This is a genomic window from Rickettsia peacockii str. Rustic, assembly GCF_000021525.1.
Taxonomy (GTDB): domain Bacteria; phylum Pseudomonadota; class Alphaproteobacteria; order Rickettsiales; family Rickettsiaceae; genus Rickettsia; species Rickettsia rickettsii.
On the sequence record NC_012730.1, the window covers coordinates 1,195,001 to 1,211,890 of the forward strand.

The window sequence follows — 16,890 nt, forward strand, 5'->3', positions numbered from 1 at the left end:
TATTAAATGCCACATAAAGCGTGCCTATTTCGTCTTTATCTACTTCATTTTCAGGCACTTGTACCGTTAAATCGCCGTCTTTAACGTTATCGGTTGCAGTAACTAATTTTTTAATAGGTTTTACTATTTTAGCAGTAAATATAACCCCGAAACTTATAGCTACAAAAAGAAGTAATAAGGCAATAAAGATAAACATTATAGAGAACTTAATCTGTATATTATCTATTTCATTTTTAAGGCTATTATACTCGGCAGCTGCTCCGTTAGTTGCATCTACATGGTCGATAATTTTATTATCTACTAATCTACCAACTAATAAATACACATCATTATACTCTTTTAATTTAATCAGCATTCTTATTTTGGTTGGATCGGATTTTACTTCCACCAGTTCACCTAAATCCGCTTTTTTTATTAAATGTGCAGGGATAGTTGCAAATGATAATGAAAAACTTAAATAACTATTAGCTACTATAGTATTAGTAGATTTGTTTAAAACTATAGCCTCATCAAGCGAACGCATCTCTGCTTCAGTATTAAGTGTTTTAGTAAATAAAGCGGGATTGTGAATTAAATCGTAATACATATCGCTTAAATCTTCAGCAACGGCTAAAGCCGTTTCTTTTAGCTGTAATTTATGCTCGGCAATATAAGATTCTGCAACTATCACGGATTGATCAAGAACCGTAGAAATCTTCTTATCAAACCAAGCTTGAACACTAAGATTAAAACAATAAACAGAAAATACCGAAACAATTATAGTTGGAATAGCTGCAACTAAACTAAAGGCAATTACAATACGATTTTGTAATATAGAACTATCGTTATTATTATTTTTAGTAAAAAATTTTTGAGTTAGTAAAACACCTAAAATTAAAAAAATTGCTAAATCAACTAATAAAAATCCAATAATCGTACTAAAATTCTTTGATTCTAAAGATATCACATAAAAAGTAGCACAAGCAAAAATAATAGCTGCTGTTACTAAAGTAAAAATTAGTACTCTACTAGAAAAATAAGAATGTAAATTTTGTTTAAGATAACTAAGCATAGATACTGTTTATATGACTATAACAGTTCTTTATAACATAAAAAAAAGCTAATTGAAAATATTTCAAGTTTTAAGTGCCTTATTGTCATTTCTGCAAAAGCGGGGTGTTGTTGCATTGATTGTTTTTATGTCATTCCCGCGGAAGCGGGAATCCAGTCAAACATATAAAAACTTGTTTTTTTATTATATTTATTTCATCAAATACATAAAATTTTGTATGGCTATTTTTTGGATGCCTGCTTTCGCAGGAATGACATCTTGAACGTTCGTACAACACATGGTCAAGCAACTAGATGACAATAAAAAAAGCTAGAAATATTAATATTTCTAGCTTTATATTTAGTATGAAAATTGTTTGAAATTTTATTCATCAAACATTTTTTTACGAGCAAATTTTCTCTGTCTTCTTGCTGCTTCTTGTGCTTTACGAACACGCTTCGCTGAAGGTGTTTCATAATAACGCTGTTCTTTCATCTTACGAAAATAAAGCTCTCTTTGTAGCTTTTTCTTAAAATTCTTAAGCGTATTATCACAATTACCGGCGTGAACATTTACTAGTATCACTAAAATTACTCTCCTTAAAAGATATTGTGGTTTATTGAACTATACCCTATAATTCAGTTATATGTCAAGGTTAAAAATATGAGCATTCAAGAAGAACACCATATCAAAAAAATAAGCTTCGTGCAATCTTTATTAGAATTATTACCGTTTAATGAATGGAATAATAAACTACTCGAAGAAGCAGAAGAAAAATGCGGTTTCGCAAAAGGCTATAGCTTAATAGTTTTTCCAGAAGGTTTATCCGAAATAGTAGGATTCGTGGAAGAGTATTTAGATAATATTATGCTAGAAAGCTTAAAGATAATAGCAGAACCATCAAAAATAAGAGAAAAAATATCTTTGGCCGTAAAGACTAGAGTCAAAACCGTACTTCCTATTATTCATAGTAAGAATGCCGCTTATTTTGCATTAAACCCAATACAAGGAACTGAAGTTGCATTCCGTAGTTGTGATGCTATTTGGCGTTATGCCGGTGATAAATCTCTTGATTTTAACTATTATACCAAAAGAAGCTTATTGCTCTCGGTTTATGTTTCATCTATTCTTTTTTATATCCAAGACGAATCGGAAAATTATATTGAAACCGATAAATTGATTGAGACTGCCGTAGAAAATATAGTAAAAACTTTCTCACAGATGAAAAAATTACTCGCCCCTTCAAAGATCCCCATAGTTAGAATGTTTACGTAGATATGCTTAATGGGTAATATTAACTCCATATCAAATATAAAAATGCTATTGAACCTTATAAATAAAGTTAATAATGAATTACATTTAATCACTTGTCATAAGACTGTAAAAGAAGCTCAAGCATTGTTTAAACAACATGGTTCTAAATCAGAATCATTTGTTGATGAATTTTTAAAACAGAAATATCAAGAAGCGAATAAAGAAAATTCTAAATTTTAACTTGTAACCCAATAATGTCTTCTCATAACAATAATTCTTGATTCTTCTTCCTTGATGGCTTTACTTGCGGAAGAAAAAGGACAGGAAAAAATTATCCGATATATACAGCAGACAAAGCTTGGGCTAGCTTACAATTAAGTTGCAATATTGTTTTGATTCGCTAATTCACATAATATGAAAACTCAATTTAAAAAAGAACGTTCTAATAAAGAACATGATAGAACATTAGTTAATAATCAAGTTATCCCTATAAGTTATTTCGGTGAAAATTCAAAAACACTAAAGATACTGTTCTCTGAATAATTTAGATATTCAAGAGAAGATAAATGATGACAAATATTATTCTTATAAAACAGAAAAGAAATATGTAGGTTTAAAAGAAATCGCCTATACCAAAGAACAACAATATTTAGAAAAAGAGCTTATGGCAGCAACTAAACAAATCGAGCCGAAGCCAATATATACTTATCCACCTAGGAAAAAATTAAAAACTTATGATGATATTTCTTTAGCAAAACCAATTTATATATCCAACTATTAAATTATAACGTATGTATAAGGCAAATTAAGGGCTATGAGCCAATTTATAAAAAAGCACGGATAGAGAAAGAGATTCAAGTGAAAAAATTTAACGAAGTGAAATATAATGAAGATATTAATAGTATAAAGATAACAATAAAGAATTTAATATTTAAAATCTGTGATTTGCTAGCTCTTATGAAAACTATTAATTTAGAGCAAAAACAAAAGCTCCTACTAAATTTAAGTAATAAAGTAGAAAGTGATGCTAAAGCACAGTGCCTTAGCGATTTAACAAAATATACTAGAGTTGAAGTAATGTTTAAATATTTAAATGAAGAGTGGCAGTATTTAGGATACGAAGCACAAATATTATCCGGCTTATGAAGCTGAAACGATAGGTAGTAACTAATAGTGAAATGAATTGAGTTAGACAAAATTTCTATATCATCTTTTAATCTGTAATACACCTTATTACTTTCTTAAATACCTTAAAAATTCTTGTATTATGACCTCTCTTGCATATAATGAAGATATTTTTAAAAATAATTTCTAAAATAATGACAAATACTAAATATTATCCTGAAGTTAGCTCGAATGCTGATTTTGCAGGCTTAGAGCGAGAGATACTAAAATTTTGGCAAGACAATAATATATTCCAAAAATCTATTGATGATAGGAACGGAGAGTCAGAATTTATTTTTTATGACGGCCCACCTTTTGCAAACGGTTTGCCGCATTACGGTCATTTGCTTACCGGCTTTATTAAAGACGTATATGCTAGATACCAAACCGTAAAAGGTAAGAAAGTCGAGCGTCGCTTTGGTTGGGACTGTCACGGTCTTCCTGCTGAAATGCAATCAGAGAAAGAACTTGGCATTTCAGGACGTCTTGCAATAGCTAATTTTGGTATAGAGAAGTTTAATGCACATTGCAGAGCTTCGGTAATGAAATATGCTAATGATTGGGAAGAATATGTAACTCGTCAAGCAAGATGGGTGGATTTTAAAAATTCTTATAAAACGATGGATAAGAATTTTATGGAATCCGTACTTTGGGCATTTAAGGAGTTATATAATAAGGGGTTATTGTATGAATCTATGCGGGTAATGCCTTATTCTTGGGCATGCGAAACACCGCTTTCTAATTTTGAAACAAGACTTGATAATTCTTATCGTGAGCGAGCCGATAAAGCTGTAACGGTGAGTTTTGTACTATCTCATCCCGTGGCTACGACCACAGGATCTTTTAAAGAATACCGTATACTCGCTTGGACGACAACACCTTGGACATTGCCGTCAAATTTAGCCTTAGCAGTCGGTAGTGATATAGATTATGCATTAGTCCCTAAAAATGATGTTTGTTATATAATAGCTGCTTATTCCGTCTCTAAATATGCTAAAGAATTAGGACTTAGCGGTGAAGAAAATTTTGAGATAATTAAAGGCTCAGAACTTCAAGGATTGCACTATAAATCTTTATTCGACTATTTCGAGAATCATCCAAACAGCTTCAAGATATTTGCAGGCGATTTCGTGGTTGAGGGTGACGGCACGGGAGTCGTACATATGGCTCCAGGCTTTGGTGAAGATGACCAAATACTTTGTGAATCGAAAGGTATTGAGCTTGTTTGTCCTGTTGATAATAGCGGTAAATTCACTAAAGAAATTCCTAATTTAGAGGGCTTACAAGTATTTGATGCAAATGACAAAATAATAATCAAACTGAAAGAGCAAGGAAATTGGTTAAAAACCGAGCAGTATATTCATAATTATCCTCATTGCTGGCGAACAGATACGCCTCTTATATATAAGGCTGTTCCGTCATGGTACGTAAAGGTTACGCAATTTAAAGATAGAATGGTAGAGTTAAATCAGCAAATTAACTGGATACCTTTCCATGTTAAAGATAATTTATTTGGTAAGTGGCTTGAAAATGCCCGTGATTGGTCGATAAGCCGTAATAGATTCTGGGGAACGCCGCTGCCTGTATGGAAGTCCGATGATCCAAAATATCCACGCATAGACGTTTACGGCTCTATAGAGGAATTAGAGAAAGATTTTGGTGTTAAAGTTACTGATTTACATCGTCCGTTTATCGATGAACTGACAAGACCAAATCCCGACGATCCAACCGGTAAATCAACAATGCGTAGAATAGAAGACGTGTTTGATTGCTGGTTTGAAAGCGGTTCAATGCCATATGGGCAAGCCCATTACCCTTTTGAAAATAAAGAGTGGTTTGAGGATCATTTTCCGGCTGATTTTATAGTTGAGTATTCAGCTCAAACACGCGGATGGTTTTATACTTTAATGGTGCTATCTACCGCTTTATTTGATCGCCCACCGTTTTTAAATTGTATATGCCACGGCGTAATTTTAGACTCTACAGGTCAAAAACTTTCAAAGCGTCTTAATAACTACGCCGATCCGCTGGAGCTATTTGATAAATACGGCTCTGACGCTTTAAGAGTTACGATGTTATCTTCAAACGTTGTTAAAGGTCAGGAGCTATTAATTGATAAAGACGGCAAAATGGTATTTGATACGCTTCGTCTATTTATCAAACCTATATGGAATGCTTACCATTTCTTTACGATGTATGCTAATGCCGATTCGCTTAAAGGCAAGCTTAATTTTAGCTCTAAAAACGTACTTGATGTTTATATATTATCTAAGCTTAAAATAGCCGTACAAAAAATTGAAGAGAGCTTAGATAATTTCGATACGCAAACAGCTTATCATGCAGTTTCAGAATTTTTTGAAGTTTTGAATAACTGGTATATAAGACGAAGCCGAGCTAGATTTTGGAAAAGCGAAAAAGATACAGATAAGCAAAATGCTTATAATACTCTATATTCATGTTTAGACACCATGGCTATTGCGATGTCGGCACTAGTGCCTATGATTTCGGAAGCGATATATAAGGGATTACGTCATTGTGAGGAGCGTAACGACACGGCACTCTCAGGAAAATCAAACGTCATTGCGAGGCAAGACACAAGTCTTGACAAAGCAATTTCAGGAGTATCTCATAAGATTGCCACGGCACTTTCAGTGCCTCGCAATGACGCGATTAGCGTACATCTCTGCAACTACCCTACTCTCTCAGACTTTGAAATCAATCACGAGCTGGTTGCTACTATGGATAACGTGCTTGATATTTGCAGTAATAGCCTATTTATCCGAAGCACTGAAAATATCAGGGTAAGGCAGCCACTTGCTAGCATAGCTATTATCAGTAAACATAATAACAACCTCAAAGATTTTGAAGATTTAATTAAAGATGAAATTAATGTTAAGGCGGTAATTTATCGTGACGATCTAGAGAATTACACAAGCAAAAAACTATCGATTAATTTCCCAATGCTTGGTAAACGTTTGCCGCATAAAATGAAAGAGATTATAGTCGCTTCTAAAAAAGGTGAGTGGGAAGCTATCACAGGCGGTTTAGCTATATGCGGTGAAACCTTAAATAGTGACGAATATAAGCTAGTTTTAGAGCCGTATTCACATATCAAAGGAGCAGCAAGTTTTGAGAATAATAGTAGCTTGTTAATACTTGATTTAGAGCTAACACCTGAGTTAATAGAAGAAGGATACGCAAGAGACATTGTACGCTTTATACAACAGGCTCGAAAAGATGCCGATTTCTCTATCACTGACAGGATTTTAATTGAGATAATAAGCGAGTTTAATTTATCTAAGATAATTGATAATTATGGAGACTTTATTAAAGAACAAACTTTAGGCGAGTTTGCTAAAAATTTCACGCCTGATTATGTAAGTAAAGTAGAATTAGAGAACTATCAAATACAACTTAAAGTTAAGAAATCGTAAATTATTTTACTATCAATTAAGATGTTGATAATTTACAATCTATAGTACGCACGCTATAAATTAATTTAAGGTAAATTATCATGCACAACTCCTCCACAGCTCCAGGGGGTTCTCAAATTAAAAGAACTACTAAGCCGGAAACTACTAAAACAGAAAATGTAATAACTCTAAGGTATTTAAAACAATATTTTGATGCGTTTCATCCTAAAGACGGGACAGCATTAAATATTATATCTAGCTTAGATGATCCGAATTTAAATACAATAAATCTCATGGAAGACCTTATATCGCAAGGTGTAAAATAAATATAAAGCATTAGAATTTGCACTTAAAAACAATAATGCACAAGCTGAATATTTACTTAATCATCTTACGTTTGAACCTAATCCCAGCCTAATACAAGCAATACACAATAAAAGTTTAATTTTAGTAAAGTATTTTGTAGAAGAAAAAGGAGTGAATGTAAATTTTAGTCATTATGGTTCTAATACACTAAATGTTACTGCCGGTTTGGAAGAACCTTACAAAATAGACATTACATGTGATCTTTTAATAAAAGGAGCAACTTATTTAAATACAACCTTAGAAGAAGCAGCACAAGGTGGTCAAAATGTAAACGATCTTCATAAGCAAATCTTTTTTAAAGCAATAAACGAAAATAAGCTTGAAGTAATTAAAAAATTTGTTGAAATATACGGTTTTGATATTAATACTGAATATCGTTTAACACACCATTAAGTACCGCAAATTTAAAAAATAGAAAAGAAATTGCAAAGTATCTTTTATCTAAAAATGCTAATCTAGATGTAGCTCTAGAAGTAGCAATAATATACGGTAATTTAAATGCGGTAAAAACATTATTAGATGCAGGGATAACGATTAACAGCAATACAGATGTATCACCTTTAATGCTTGCATCAGAGTATGGGCAGGTCACAATAGTAAAATATTTACTTAAACACGGTAACTATAATGTTAAAGGATGGGAAAAAGATAACTTACATAGCAATGTATCGTGTCAACTCACTCAAATCACTGAGATTTCTACATTGTGTGAAAAAGCTAATAATCCTAACCACCAATACATATTAGAGACGATATGAAAAACACGTATATCATCACATTATGACGGATATAAGAATTTATCATCAGAACAAATAAAGCAAAAATTTTCTAAATTCACAAAACAACTATCTAAAGATTTACAAAATTTCGCAGAAATTAAAGCACTGTTAGAAGATTATTCTAGCGGGAAGAAAATTCCAATAAATACAAATACTGTAGTAGAAGACGAGGGCTATGTTTCTGATTTTAAGGTTGAAACTGAAAAACCTAACGCAGGGCTCTAGGTTAGAACATACTCCTTCTAAATCAGGTATATTTTGCACTTTTGCCCTTGAGGGACTTGATGAAGAAACGTCTTTAGGCGGTGATATAAAAATATTTGATTCTGAGCTTTAATAATGTCATTCCTACGATAAGATTGCTTCATTGCCTGCTCTTATGTCATTCCTGCATAGACGTTGTTGCGTGGACCAGTTTCCTAATTGTTACCCTGTGGCTTGTCCATGGGGTCTAGTTAAAAATACTAATAATATTAGTATTTTTAACTAGATTGCTTAATCAAAACTTACAATTTTCCTCACAATGACGACAAAACCTCTTACACATTTATTAGATAAGTATATATTACCACGAAACATGAGAATCATATTTCATGGTAATATATACTTTTTTATAAAAAAATCTAATTAAAATACGGAGGAACCATGGCTCATCCAAATCTTACGGAAGGAAATAATTATTTTAGGAATGAGAAATTATAAAGAAGCTATAGACATGTATAGTAAAATACACAAAAGCTCTAATTATTATCAAGAAGCACAATATTATTTAGGAGAGTGTTACTTTAATCAAGAAGAATTTACAGAAGCTGTAGAGGCATATAATAAGGTAAACAAAAATCATTATCTATTTGAAAAAGCTAGCTCAAATATTTCAGTTATTGAGAAAAATTTTGACTTAATTAATTCTAAATAAATGAATATAGTAAACTGATCTCCATTTTGTACTTCGTTGTTCGTTGTCTTGCATATTAATATATAGGCTCTACCCTTACGCTTGTCATAAAATGGAGCTGAGTTTACTATAGTAGCGAATTATAAGCGAAAGACAATATATTAGGTTCTGTGAAGGAAAATTAAATTAATCTATTTTTGCTCTTCTTTGCTGCAAATTATAAGATTGTTTTGAAATAGGAACAACTATTACTGCAAACATCTTATTAATTTTCGCTAAAAAATATCTGAAAATAATGGAATTATCCTTTACAGAATCTAATATATCAAGCAAATTCTAATAATACCTGCCCTCTTATAACATTATCCTTTTCATTAACAAAAATTTTAGCTATTTTTCCATCTCTTTCGGCAAGAATCAGGTTTTCCATTTTCATAGCAGTTAAAATCATAATTTCTTGTCCTGCCGTCACTTCCTGCCCTTCTTTCACCTTTATTGCAGCAATCTGACCGCTTAGAGGAGCTTGTAGTTCGGAGCTTTCTTCCACCACTACTTTTGAGACCATCAACGCTTCCAGTTCTGAGATACGAGGAGAGCGTACAAAGGCTTTTACGCTAATACCGGCATGCGATAATAAATAACCGGTTCTGATATTCTCAATTTTCACATTTGTCTTTTTACCGTTAATTATAGCCGTAAAAAGTTCATTACCTAAATTCCAGTTACTACGAATATATATTCTATCGCTTTCGTGACGTATATTATAGCCGTTTTCAACAGGTGTAATTAATACGGGAAATAGTTTATCATCGATAGTTACTACCCACCTTGTACCTATTTTGTTAGCCTGATTGTTAATATTGCCGGAAATTAAAGAAGCACGTCTTTGCTCCGATATATAAATAAAAATAGCCGTTGCTAAAAATACGGTAGTTACTTCTGAAGTTAGACTAGCTCCGGAAAAACCGTCAGGATATTCTTCTTGAATAAAGGCAGTAGAAATATCGCCGCTAACAAAGCGTGGATGTAGCATTACCGCTTCTAAGAAACTGATATTATGAGCAATACCGTTAATTATATAAGAACTCAACGCAGAATGCATTAGCTCAATTGCCTGCTCTCTTGTTTCACCGTAAGTACATAATTTTGCAATCATTGAGTCATAAAACATACTTACTTCGCCGCCAAGCCCAATCCCTGTATCTATACGGATATTAGGACTCTTTGCAGGTTCGGAATAAGCTATAATTCTACCGCTAGAAGGTAAGAAACCTCGGCTTGGGTTTTCGGCACAAATTCGTGATTCAAATGCCCAACCTTTTAATTTTACGTCATCTTGTGTAAATGATAATTTCTCACCGGCTGCGATTTGTATCATCTCTTCAACGATATCTATACCGGTAATTAGCTCAGTAACAGGATGCTCGACTTGCAACCTAGTATTCATCTCTAAAAAATAGAAATTTTTATTGCTATCTACTATAAACTCAACGGTACCGGCCGAATAATATCCCACTTTTTGAGATAAGGATATTACCTGCCGATACATTTCTTGCCTTATATCTTCAGTAATAAAAGAACTTGGTGCTTCTTCGATTACTTTTTGATGGTGACGCTGTATTGAACATTCCCGCTCTCCGAGACATACACTATTGCCGTATTGATCGGCAATCAGCTGAATTTCGATATGACGGGGAGTTTGAATTAACTTCTCAATAAATAATCTATCGTCACTAAAACTATTGGCTGCTTCAAGCTTTGCCGACTCAAAAGCATTGGCCATTTCAGCGGGATTATTCACTACTCTCATACCACGCCCACCGCCGCCGGCAGCCGCTTTTACTATTACCGGAAAACCAATTTCTTTAGCAATATCTATAGCTTGTTTAACATCGTTTATAGTTCCCATATAACCTGGCACGGTGCTAACTCCGGCTTCTATCGCTATCTTTTTTGCTTCGATTTTATCGCCCATTTTTTTAATAGTTCCAGCACTCGGTCCTATTAAAACAACACCTTCTCTTTTAAGAATATTGGCAAAATTTGGATTTTCTGATAAAAAACCGTAACCTGGATGTACTGCACTTGCGCCACTTTCACGAATCGCCGAAATAATATTTTTAATAGATAAATAACTTTCCGTTGCAGGGGAATCACCTATATAATAAGCCTCATCTGCATGCTGCACATACATTGAGTTTGTATCTGCTTCAGAATATACTGCAACCGACTTTATCCCCATCTTTTTTAAGGTACGTATTATCCTAACGGCGATCTCGCTACGATTAGCAATTAAAATTTTATCAAATAACGGTTTATTCATAGTTTTTTATATCCTAATGTCACCCCGTGGCTTGACCACGGGGTCTTGTGTCACAGACTGTATTCTGAGATCCCGTGGTCACGCCATGGGATGACAGCTAAAGCGGCAAATTATCATGCTTCTTCCAAGGCAGTTCTACTTTTTTAGTACGCAGGAAATTTAACGCCTTACATATTCGCCATCTGGTATTTTGCGGTCTTATAATATCATCCAAATATCCCCTAGATGCCGCAACAAAAGGCGAAGTTACTACTTTCCTATATTCATCGATTTTTTGTTTTTTAGCTTCAGGGTTTTTACATTCTTCCTTAAATATTATCTCGGCTGCTCCCTCTGCCCCCATAACAGCGATTTCCGAATTAAACCAAGCATAGTTTATATCGCCTCTAAGATGCTTGGAGTTCATAACTACATAAGCACCTCCATAAGCCTTACGGGTAATTACAGTAATCTTCGGCACTGTAGCTTCCGCATAAGCGTATAACAGCTTAGCCCCGTGTTTAATAATACCGTCATGCTCTTGGGATGTACCAGGCAGAAATCCAGGCACATCAACAAGACTTACTATAGGAATATTGAAAGCATCACAAAATCTAACAAATCTTGCTGCTTTTCTTGAGGCGTTTATATCTAAACATCCTGCTAAATGCAAAGGCTGATTAGCCACAAATCCTACCGGATAACCTTCCATATAACCAAAGCCAATAATGATATTCTTAGCAAAATCAGGTTGTAGTTCAAAAAATTCTCCCTCATCAACGATACGCTCAACAAGCTCTTTCATATCATAAGGCTTATTAGGAGTGTTAGGTATTAACGTGCTAAGAGACATATCAACTCTATCGGCAGGATCAACAGTCGAACGAACAGGAAGAGGACTGCGATTGGATGACGGAAGGAAATTAAAGAATTTACGAATTTCAAGCAATGCTTCTATATCATTGTTAAATGCAAGATCGGCAACGCCGCTTTTAGTGGTATGCATCCTAGCACCGCCGAGCTTTTCTTGGCTTACTTCTTCACCCGTAACGGTTTTTACTACATCGGGACCAGTTACGAACATATAAGAACTATTCTTAACCATAAATATAAAATCGGTTAAGGCAGGAGAATATACCGCACCACCTGCACAAGGGCCCATAATTAGGGTAATTTGAGGGATGACACCCGACGCTAAAACATTACGCTGAAATAATTCACCGTATCCGGCCAGAGCATCAACCCCTTCTTGAATTCTTGCTCCCCCTGAGTCGTTAATACCGATTACGGGAGCACCGGTTTCTATAGCTTGATCGATAATATCACAGATTTTCTTAGCATGATATTCGCCGAGAGAACCGCCGAGTACGGTAAAATCTTGGCTATAAATAAATACCAACCTACCGTTTATCGTACCGTGTCCCGTTACAACGCCGTCACCTAAAAACTTTTTATCCTGCATCCCAAAATTATCGCATCTATGGGATACAAACATACCTGTTTCGGTAAAGCTATTCGGATCTAATAATACTTCTATGCGTTCTCGTGCAGTTAACTTACCTTTTTGATGTTGTGCGTTGATCCTAGCTTCACCGCCCCCTTGCCTTGCAATATTTCTTCTCTCATCCAGTAACTCAGGAGAGATTATATTACTTTGATTCATAGATTATTTATAGTTTTATTTTCCAAAATATCCATAATATAATATAATATAATAATGCTAATGTGAAAAGATAATTATTTATGTCATCTACCAACTATATCAAAGAAGCACTGAAAAAAGCCAAATCACCGGCTAAATTTGATAATTTATCAACTGCCTTAAAAAAGAATTTACAAAGAAGAAAGAAAGTTAAAACGAAAGATACTACGAGCCAAGCTTTATCTGCATTACAAACAATAGTCAAAAATTACACTGATTCTACGGACGAAAACATTTCTCTTGTAGATGAATTAATAAAATCAAGATGCTTAGAAACAGAAAGTAAATAAGCACCACATTTGACATATTAATATAAATTGCTAATATTTGGGGAGTTTAGGTTTTGTTGCATAGCTCGCTTATGTCATTCCCGCATAGGCGGGAATCCAGGGTAAAGCGAGATAAATCGAGTTTTTAGTTTTAAAAACTTACTGTATTTATATTTTTTAATTACTGGATTCCTGTTTTCACGGGAATGACATAAGAGTCACCCAATAAAATTGGCATTTAAAATATTTTATATCATGGACACAAACAAATTATATCTTTTCAAAGATAGACGATTTTTACCGAATTTTATAGTGCAGTTATGCGGTTGTCTTAATGATAATATATTAAAAAATGCTCTGGTAATCCTTATCACTTATGGTATTTCAGGAGCTTTAAGTAAATATAATAATCTACTTGTTTTAATTGCTAATGCTACTTTTGTATTACCTTTTATAATATTCGCAAGCATAGCAGGACAAATTGCCGATAAATACGAGCGTGCAAATCTTATTAAAATTATTAAGATTTGTGAAATCGGTATAATTGCCTTTGCAATTTACGGATTTCATCATAATAATCTGTTAATCCTGTTTTGTTCTATTTGCTTAATGGGTATACATTCTACTTTTTTCGGTCCAATCAAATATAGCGTATTACCTGATCACCTAAATAAAGACGAACTACTTGGAGCTAACGGCTTTGTTGAAGCCGGAACTTTTATCGGTATTTTTATCGGTACTATAATCGGCAGCTATTATACAATCAGCAATAATTTTATAATTTATTCCTTAATTACCATCGCTTTTCTTGGCTTTATTACAAGCCTTTTTTCCCCAAAATCTAAAAACGTAAATCGTGATATTAAAATAAATTTTAATATTATAGATGAAAGCATAAATATGATTAAATATGCCAAAGCAAAAAAACAGATATATTTAGCTATACTTGGTATTTCATGGTTTTGGTTTATCGGAGCTGCTATAATTTCTCAAATACCTTTACTTGCTAAGATAACTTTTAAAGCTGATGAGAATGTTGCTAATTTATTTTTAGCGGTTTTCTCGCTTGGTGTTGGGGTCGGTTCGTTTTTATGTAGCAAAATATTTGAAGATGAGATTACCGTTAAATATCTATTTATTTCAGCCCTAGGCATTAGTATTTTCGGTATTGATTTATTCTTTGCAAGTAGAATTAGCTCAGTTAACTACGAACCTACTCAGCTAAAAAGTATTTTAGTATTTTTATCGAAAAGACATAATTGGCGCATAGTTATAGATTTATTGTTCTTAGCGGCAATAGGCGGATTATATATCGTTCCGCTTTTTGCGATATTACAGCATTACGCAAACCCTGCTCATCGTAGTCGAATTATTGCCGTTAACAATCTTATCAATTCCATTTTCATGGTGGGATCCACAATAATTCTATCTTTATTATTTTACCTAAATTTCACTATACCCTGGATTATATTATTTATTAGCCTAGCTAATATAATCGTTACTATACATATTTACCGTTTAATACCTGAAGTTAAAATTATTCCATTTAAGCTATTACGAAGAATATTCCAAATCTGTTTTGATCTTATGTATAAGGTTGAAGTTAAAGGATTTGAAAATTTTCAAAAAGCAGGTAAAAAAGTAGTAGTGGTCGCTAACCATATTTCATATCTAGATCCGCCGCTAATTGCTACTTACTTACGAGAAGAAATGACTTTCGCAATTAGTCCCGATATACAAAAAATATGGTGGATTAAACCGTTTTTACGTATGGCAAGAACTTTGCCGGTTGATCCAAGTAACCCAATGGCAATAAAGACTTTAGTGAAAGAAGTACAAAAGGATCAGAAAGTAGCAATTTTCCCTGAAGGTAGAATAAGCGTTACCGGCTCTTTAATGAAAATATACGAAGGACCGGGAATGATTGCCGATAAAGCCGGTGCTACCGTCTTACCGGTTAGAATAGACGGTACTCAATTTACTCATTTATCAAAATTAAAAAACATATTAAAAAGAAAAATATTTCCTAAAATTACTATAACCGTTTTACCGCCGGTAAAATTCGCTAATATGGATGCTACAAGCAATCAAGAACGACGCAGTTATATATCTAGGACTCTTTATGATATCATGGCTGACATGATGTTTGAAAGTTCAGACTATCAAAATACTGTATTCTCATCTCTTATAGAAGCTGCTAAAATTCATGGATTTAAGAAAAAAATAGTTGATGATTTTGAAAAAAATGCGGTTACTTATCGAGATTTAATATTAAAATCTTTTATCCTAGGTGATTTAATCAAAAAGAATAATATCTTTGGCAGAAATTTAGGCTTAATGTTGCCTAATACCACGAATACGTTAATTACTTTTTACGCTATGCAATCTAGCGGTTATGTTCCTGCTATAATTAACTGGAGCAGCGGCATAAGTACTATTATTAACTCCTGTAAACTTGCACAAATTAAAGTAGTTTACACTTCAAAACAATTTATTGAGAAAGCAAGTTTACATGAATTAATAACTAACTTATTAGATTTCGGTATTAAAATAATATATTTAGAAGATTTTAAAAATCAGATTGGTACAGCCCTAAAACTAAAAGCAAAAATAGGAAGTTATTGTGCCCAAACTTATTACAATTATTTTTGTCGTAATCGTGATGACGAAAAACCGGCAGTGATAATTTTTACTTCGGGTACTGAAGGTGAACCTAAAGCCGTATTATTATCTCACAGAAATTTACAAACTAATAGATATCAAATAACTGCTAAAGTACCTTTTAGCCCTGAAGATATAGTATTTAATGCGCTACCGCTATTTCATTGTTTTGGTCTTAGTGGTGCAATTATTACAACTTTAAACGGTATTAAGCTGTTTCTATATCCTTCTCCACTAAATTATCGTAGCATTCCTGAAGTTATATACGATATTGGAGCAACTATATTAATTTCTACTGATACTTTTTTAAACGGTTATGCTAATTACGCTCACCCATATGATTTTTACTCATTACGCTATATATTTGCCGGTAGCGAGAAATTAAAAGAATCTACACGACAATTTTGGCTTAATAAGTATGGCATACGTATTTTTGAAGGATATGGGATTACAGAAGCCTCACCTATTATAGCTTGTAATACCCCTATGCATAATAAAGCAGGCACGGTAGGAAGATTATTACCGAAAATTGATTATAAGCTTGAGAAAGTAGAGGGAATAAATGAAGGGGGACGTTTATTCATTAAGGGTCCTAACATAATGCTTGGTTACTTGGACTTAGAAGGTCACCGTACTTATAAAGAATGGTACGACACAGGCGATATAGTCAAAATCGATTCTGAAGGATATATAACAACTCTAGGACGTTTAAAACACTTTGCTAAAATAGCAGGGGAAATGATATCTCTTACAAAAATTGAAGAACTTGCAAGCGAAATTGATCCTGATTCCTTGCACGCTGCTATTTCTATTCCCGATAAAACGCACGAAGACAAAATTATTTTACTTACTACCGGTTCCAATATAAATAGAGAGAACTTTGCAGATGCTGTATCTAAAGCTCAAATTCCTTTACTACATTTACCGAAAGTAATTATTACCGATTCAGAAATACCTCTACTTACAAACGGCAAAATTGATTATCTTGAGATTATGAAAAACGTGGATAGATTTTAACGTCATTGCGAGCAACTGCAAGGAGCGTGGCAATCTCA

The 16,890-nt window shown here is 33.5% G+C and carries 15 protein-coding genes and 1 pseudogene (1 of these 16 running past the window's edge); 12 read left to right on the top strand and 4 right to left on the bottom strand.

The annotated features are described in order from the left end of the window. Together RPR_RS07120 and rpsU are read right to left on the bottom strand one after the other, a co-directional pair. On the bottom strand, positions 1–1,051 hold the 5' portion of the coding sequence (locus tag RPR_RS07120) for a sensor histidine kinase NtrY-like (protein ID WP_012737031.1). 749 nt of this gene lie to the left of the window's left edge; the window shows 1,051 of its 1,800 coding nt (coding positions 1–1,051); it begins with the start codon at positions 1,049–1,051; its stop codon lies off the left edge, out of view. Between the two features lie 363 nt (positions 1,052–1,414). After that, a complete protein-coding gene (rpsU, locus tag RPR_RS07125) occupies positions 1,415–1,615 on the bottom strand; it encodes a 30S ribosomal protein S21 (RefSeq protein WP_012148483.1) in 201 nt (66 codons plus the stop codon). Between the two features lie 78 nt (positions 1,616–1,693). Here rpsU and RPR_RS07130 point away from each other — a divergent pair, with 78 nt between their 5' ends. The 10 genes and pseudogenes from RPR_RS07130 to RPR_RS07170 all read left to right on the top strand — a co-directional run bounded on the left by RPR_RS07130 (position 1,694) and on the right by RPR_RS07170 (position 8,922). Then, complete coding sequence (locus RPR_RS07130; RefSeq protein ID WP_012737032.1) at positions 1,694–2,305, top strand: COQ9 family protein; 612 nt, start codon at positions 1,694–1,696, stop codon at positions 2,303–2,305. 9 nt (positions 2,306–2,314) lie between these two features. Continuing rightward, positions 2,315–2,524: a hypothetical protein gene (locus RPR_RS07135; protein ID WP_085065770.1), complete on the top strand. Its 210-nt coding sequence runs from the start codon at positions 2,315–2,317 to the stop codon at positions 2,522–2,524. Between the two features lie 618 nt (positions 2,525–3,142). Further along, a complete protein-coding gene (locus RPR_RS07145) occupies positions 3,143–3,430 on the top strand; it encodes a hypothetical protein (RefSeq protein WP_228368845.1) in 288 nt (95 codons plus the stop codon). Positions 3,431–3,603: 173 nt separating this feature from the next. After that, positions 3,604–6,882, top strand: coding sequence for an isoleucine--tRNA ligase (gene ileS, locus RPR_RS07150; protein ID WP_012737033.1), 3,279 nt, complete (start codon positions 3,604–3,606; stop codon positions 6,880–6,882). Positions 6,883–6,962: 80 nt separating this feature from the next. Further along, positions 6,963–7,187 (top strand): hypothetical protein, encoded by a 225-nt coding sequence (locus RPR_RS07155; protein WP_085065772.1) that lies wholly within the window; start codon positions 6,963–6,965, stop codon positions 7,185–7,187. A gap of 151 nt (positions 7,188–7,338) precedes the next feature. Further along, complete coding sequence (locus RPR_RS08365; RefSeq protein WP_146603349.1) at positions 7,339–7,620, top strand: hypothetical protein; 282 nt, start codon at positions 7,339–7,341, stop codon at positions 7,618–7,620. Then, positions 7,599–7,712: pseudogene (locus RPR_RS09830) on the top strand (ankyrin repeat domain-containing protein); the annotation flags it as partial. The gene RPR_RS08365 and the pseudogene RPR_RS09830, both read left to right, overlap by 22 nt. Positions 7,713–7,754: 42 nt before the next feature. Continuing rightward, positions 7,755–7,985 carry a hypothetical protein gene (locus tag RPR_RS07165; protein WP_343230988.1) on the top strand — a complete coding sequence of 77 codons (231 nt, stop codon included), beginning with the start codon at positions 7,755–7,757 and terminating at the stop codon, positions 7,983–7,985. Between the two features lie 196 nt (positions 7,986–8,181). Continuing rightward, positions 8,182–8,343, top strand: a complete 162-nt coding sequence (locus RPR_RS08735; RefSeq protein WP_187145790.1) for a hypothetical protein — start codon at positions 8,182–8,184, stop codon at positions 8,341–8,343. A 351-nt stretch (positions 8,344–8,694) separates the two neighbouring features. After that, the gene (locus RPR_RS07170; RefSeq protein ID WP_085065773.1) at positions 8,695–8,922 is read left to right on the top strand and encodes a tetratricopeptide repeat protein; all 228 of its coding nucleotides are present in this window, start codon (positions 8,695–8,697) and stop codon (positions 8,920–8,922) included. A 304-nt stretch (positions 8,923–9,226) separates the two neighbouring features. On the opposite strand, the gene RPR_RS07175 is transcribed toward RPR_RS07170, so the two are convergent. After that, on the bottom strand, positions 9,227–11,224 hold the full coding sequence (locus RPR_RS07175) for an acetyl/propionyl/methylcrotonyl-CoA carboxylase subunit alpha (RefSeq protein WP_012151112.1): 1,998 nt from the start codon (positions 11,222–11,224) through the stop codon (positions 9,227–9,229). Between the two features lie 97 nt (positions 11,225–11,321). Next, positions 11,322–12,866, bottom strand: a complete 1,545-nt coding sequence (locus RPR_RS07180; protein ID WP_012737034.1) for an acyl-CoA carboxylase subunit beta — start codon at positions 12,864–12,866, stop codon at positions 11,322–11,324. An 80-nt stretch (positions 12,867–12,946) separates the two neighbouring features. On the opposite strand from RPR_RS07180, the gene RPR_RS07185 reads away from it, so the two are divergent. Both RPR_RS07185 and RPR_RS07190 read left to right on the top strand, forming a co-directional pair. Further along, positions 12,947–13,195 carry a hypothetical protein gene (locus RPR_RS07185; RefSeq protein WP_085065774.1) on the top strand — a complete coding sequence of 83 codons (249 nt, stop codon included), beginning with the start codon at positions 12,947–12,949 and terminating at the stop codon, positions 13,193–13,195. Positions 13,196–13,429: 234 nt separating this feature from the next. After that, the gene (locus RPR_RS07190) at positions 13,430–16,852 is read left to right on the top strand and encodes an acyl-[ACP]--phospholipid O-acyltransferase (RefSeq protein ID WP_012737035.1); all 3,423 of its coding nucleotides are present in this window, start codon (positions 13,430–13,432) and stop codon (positions 16,850–16,852) included. Positions 16,853–16,890: the final 38 nt, after the last annotated feature.

Excerpts from the sequence above, each read along its gene's own strand:
- RPR_RS07180 (WP_012737034.1), bottom strand. The coding sequence starts at position 12,866 with ATGAATCAAAGTAATATAATCTCTCCTGAGTTACTGGATGAGAGAAGA.
- RPR_RS07175 (WP_012151112.1), bottom strand. The coding sequence starts at position 11,224 with ATGAATAAACCGTTATTTGATAAAATTTTAATTGCTAATCGTAGCGAG.
- RPR_RS07130 (WP_012737032.1), top strand. The coding sequence starts at position 1,694 with ATGAGCATTCAAGAAGAACACCATATCAAAAAAATAAGCTTCGTGCAA.
- RPR_RS08735 (WP_187145790.1), top strand. The coding sequence starts at position 8,182 with ATGTTTCTGATTTTAAGGTTGAAACTGAAAAACCTAACGCAGGGCTCT.
- RPR_RS07185 (WP_085065774.1), top strand. The coding sequence starts at position 12,947 with ATGTCATCTACCAACTATATCAAAGAAGCACTGAAAAAAGCCAAATCA.
- ileS (WP_012737033.1), top strand. The coding sequence starts at position 3,604 with ATGACAAATACTAAATATTATCCTGAAGTTAGCTCGAATGCTGATTTT.
- RPR_RS07190 (WP_012737035.1), top strand. The coding sequence starts at position 13,430 with ATGGACACAAACAAATTATATCTTTTCAAAGATAGACGATTTTTACCG.
- RPR_RS07170 (WP_085065773.1), top strand. The coding sequence starts at position 8,695 with ATGAGAAATTATAAAGAAGCTATAGACATGTATAGTAAAATACACAAA.
- RPR_RS07135 (WP_085065770.1), top strand. The coding sequence starts at position 2,315 with ATGGGTAATATTAACTCCATATCAAATATAAAAATGCTATTGAACCTT.
- RPR_RS07155 (WP_085065772.1), top strand. The coding sequence starts at position 6,963 with ATGCACAACTCCTCCACAGCTCCAGGGGGTTCTCAAATTAAAAGAACT.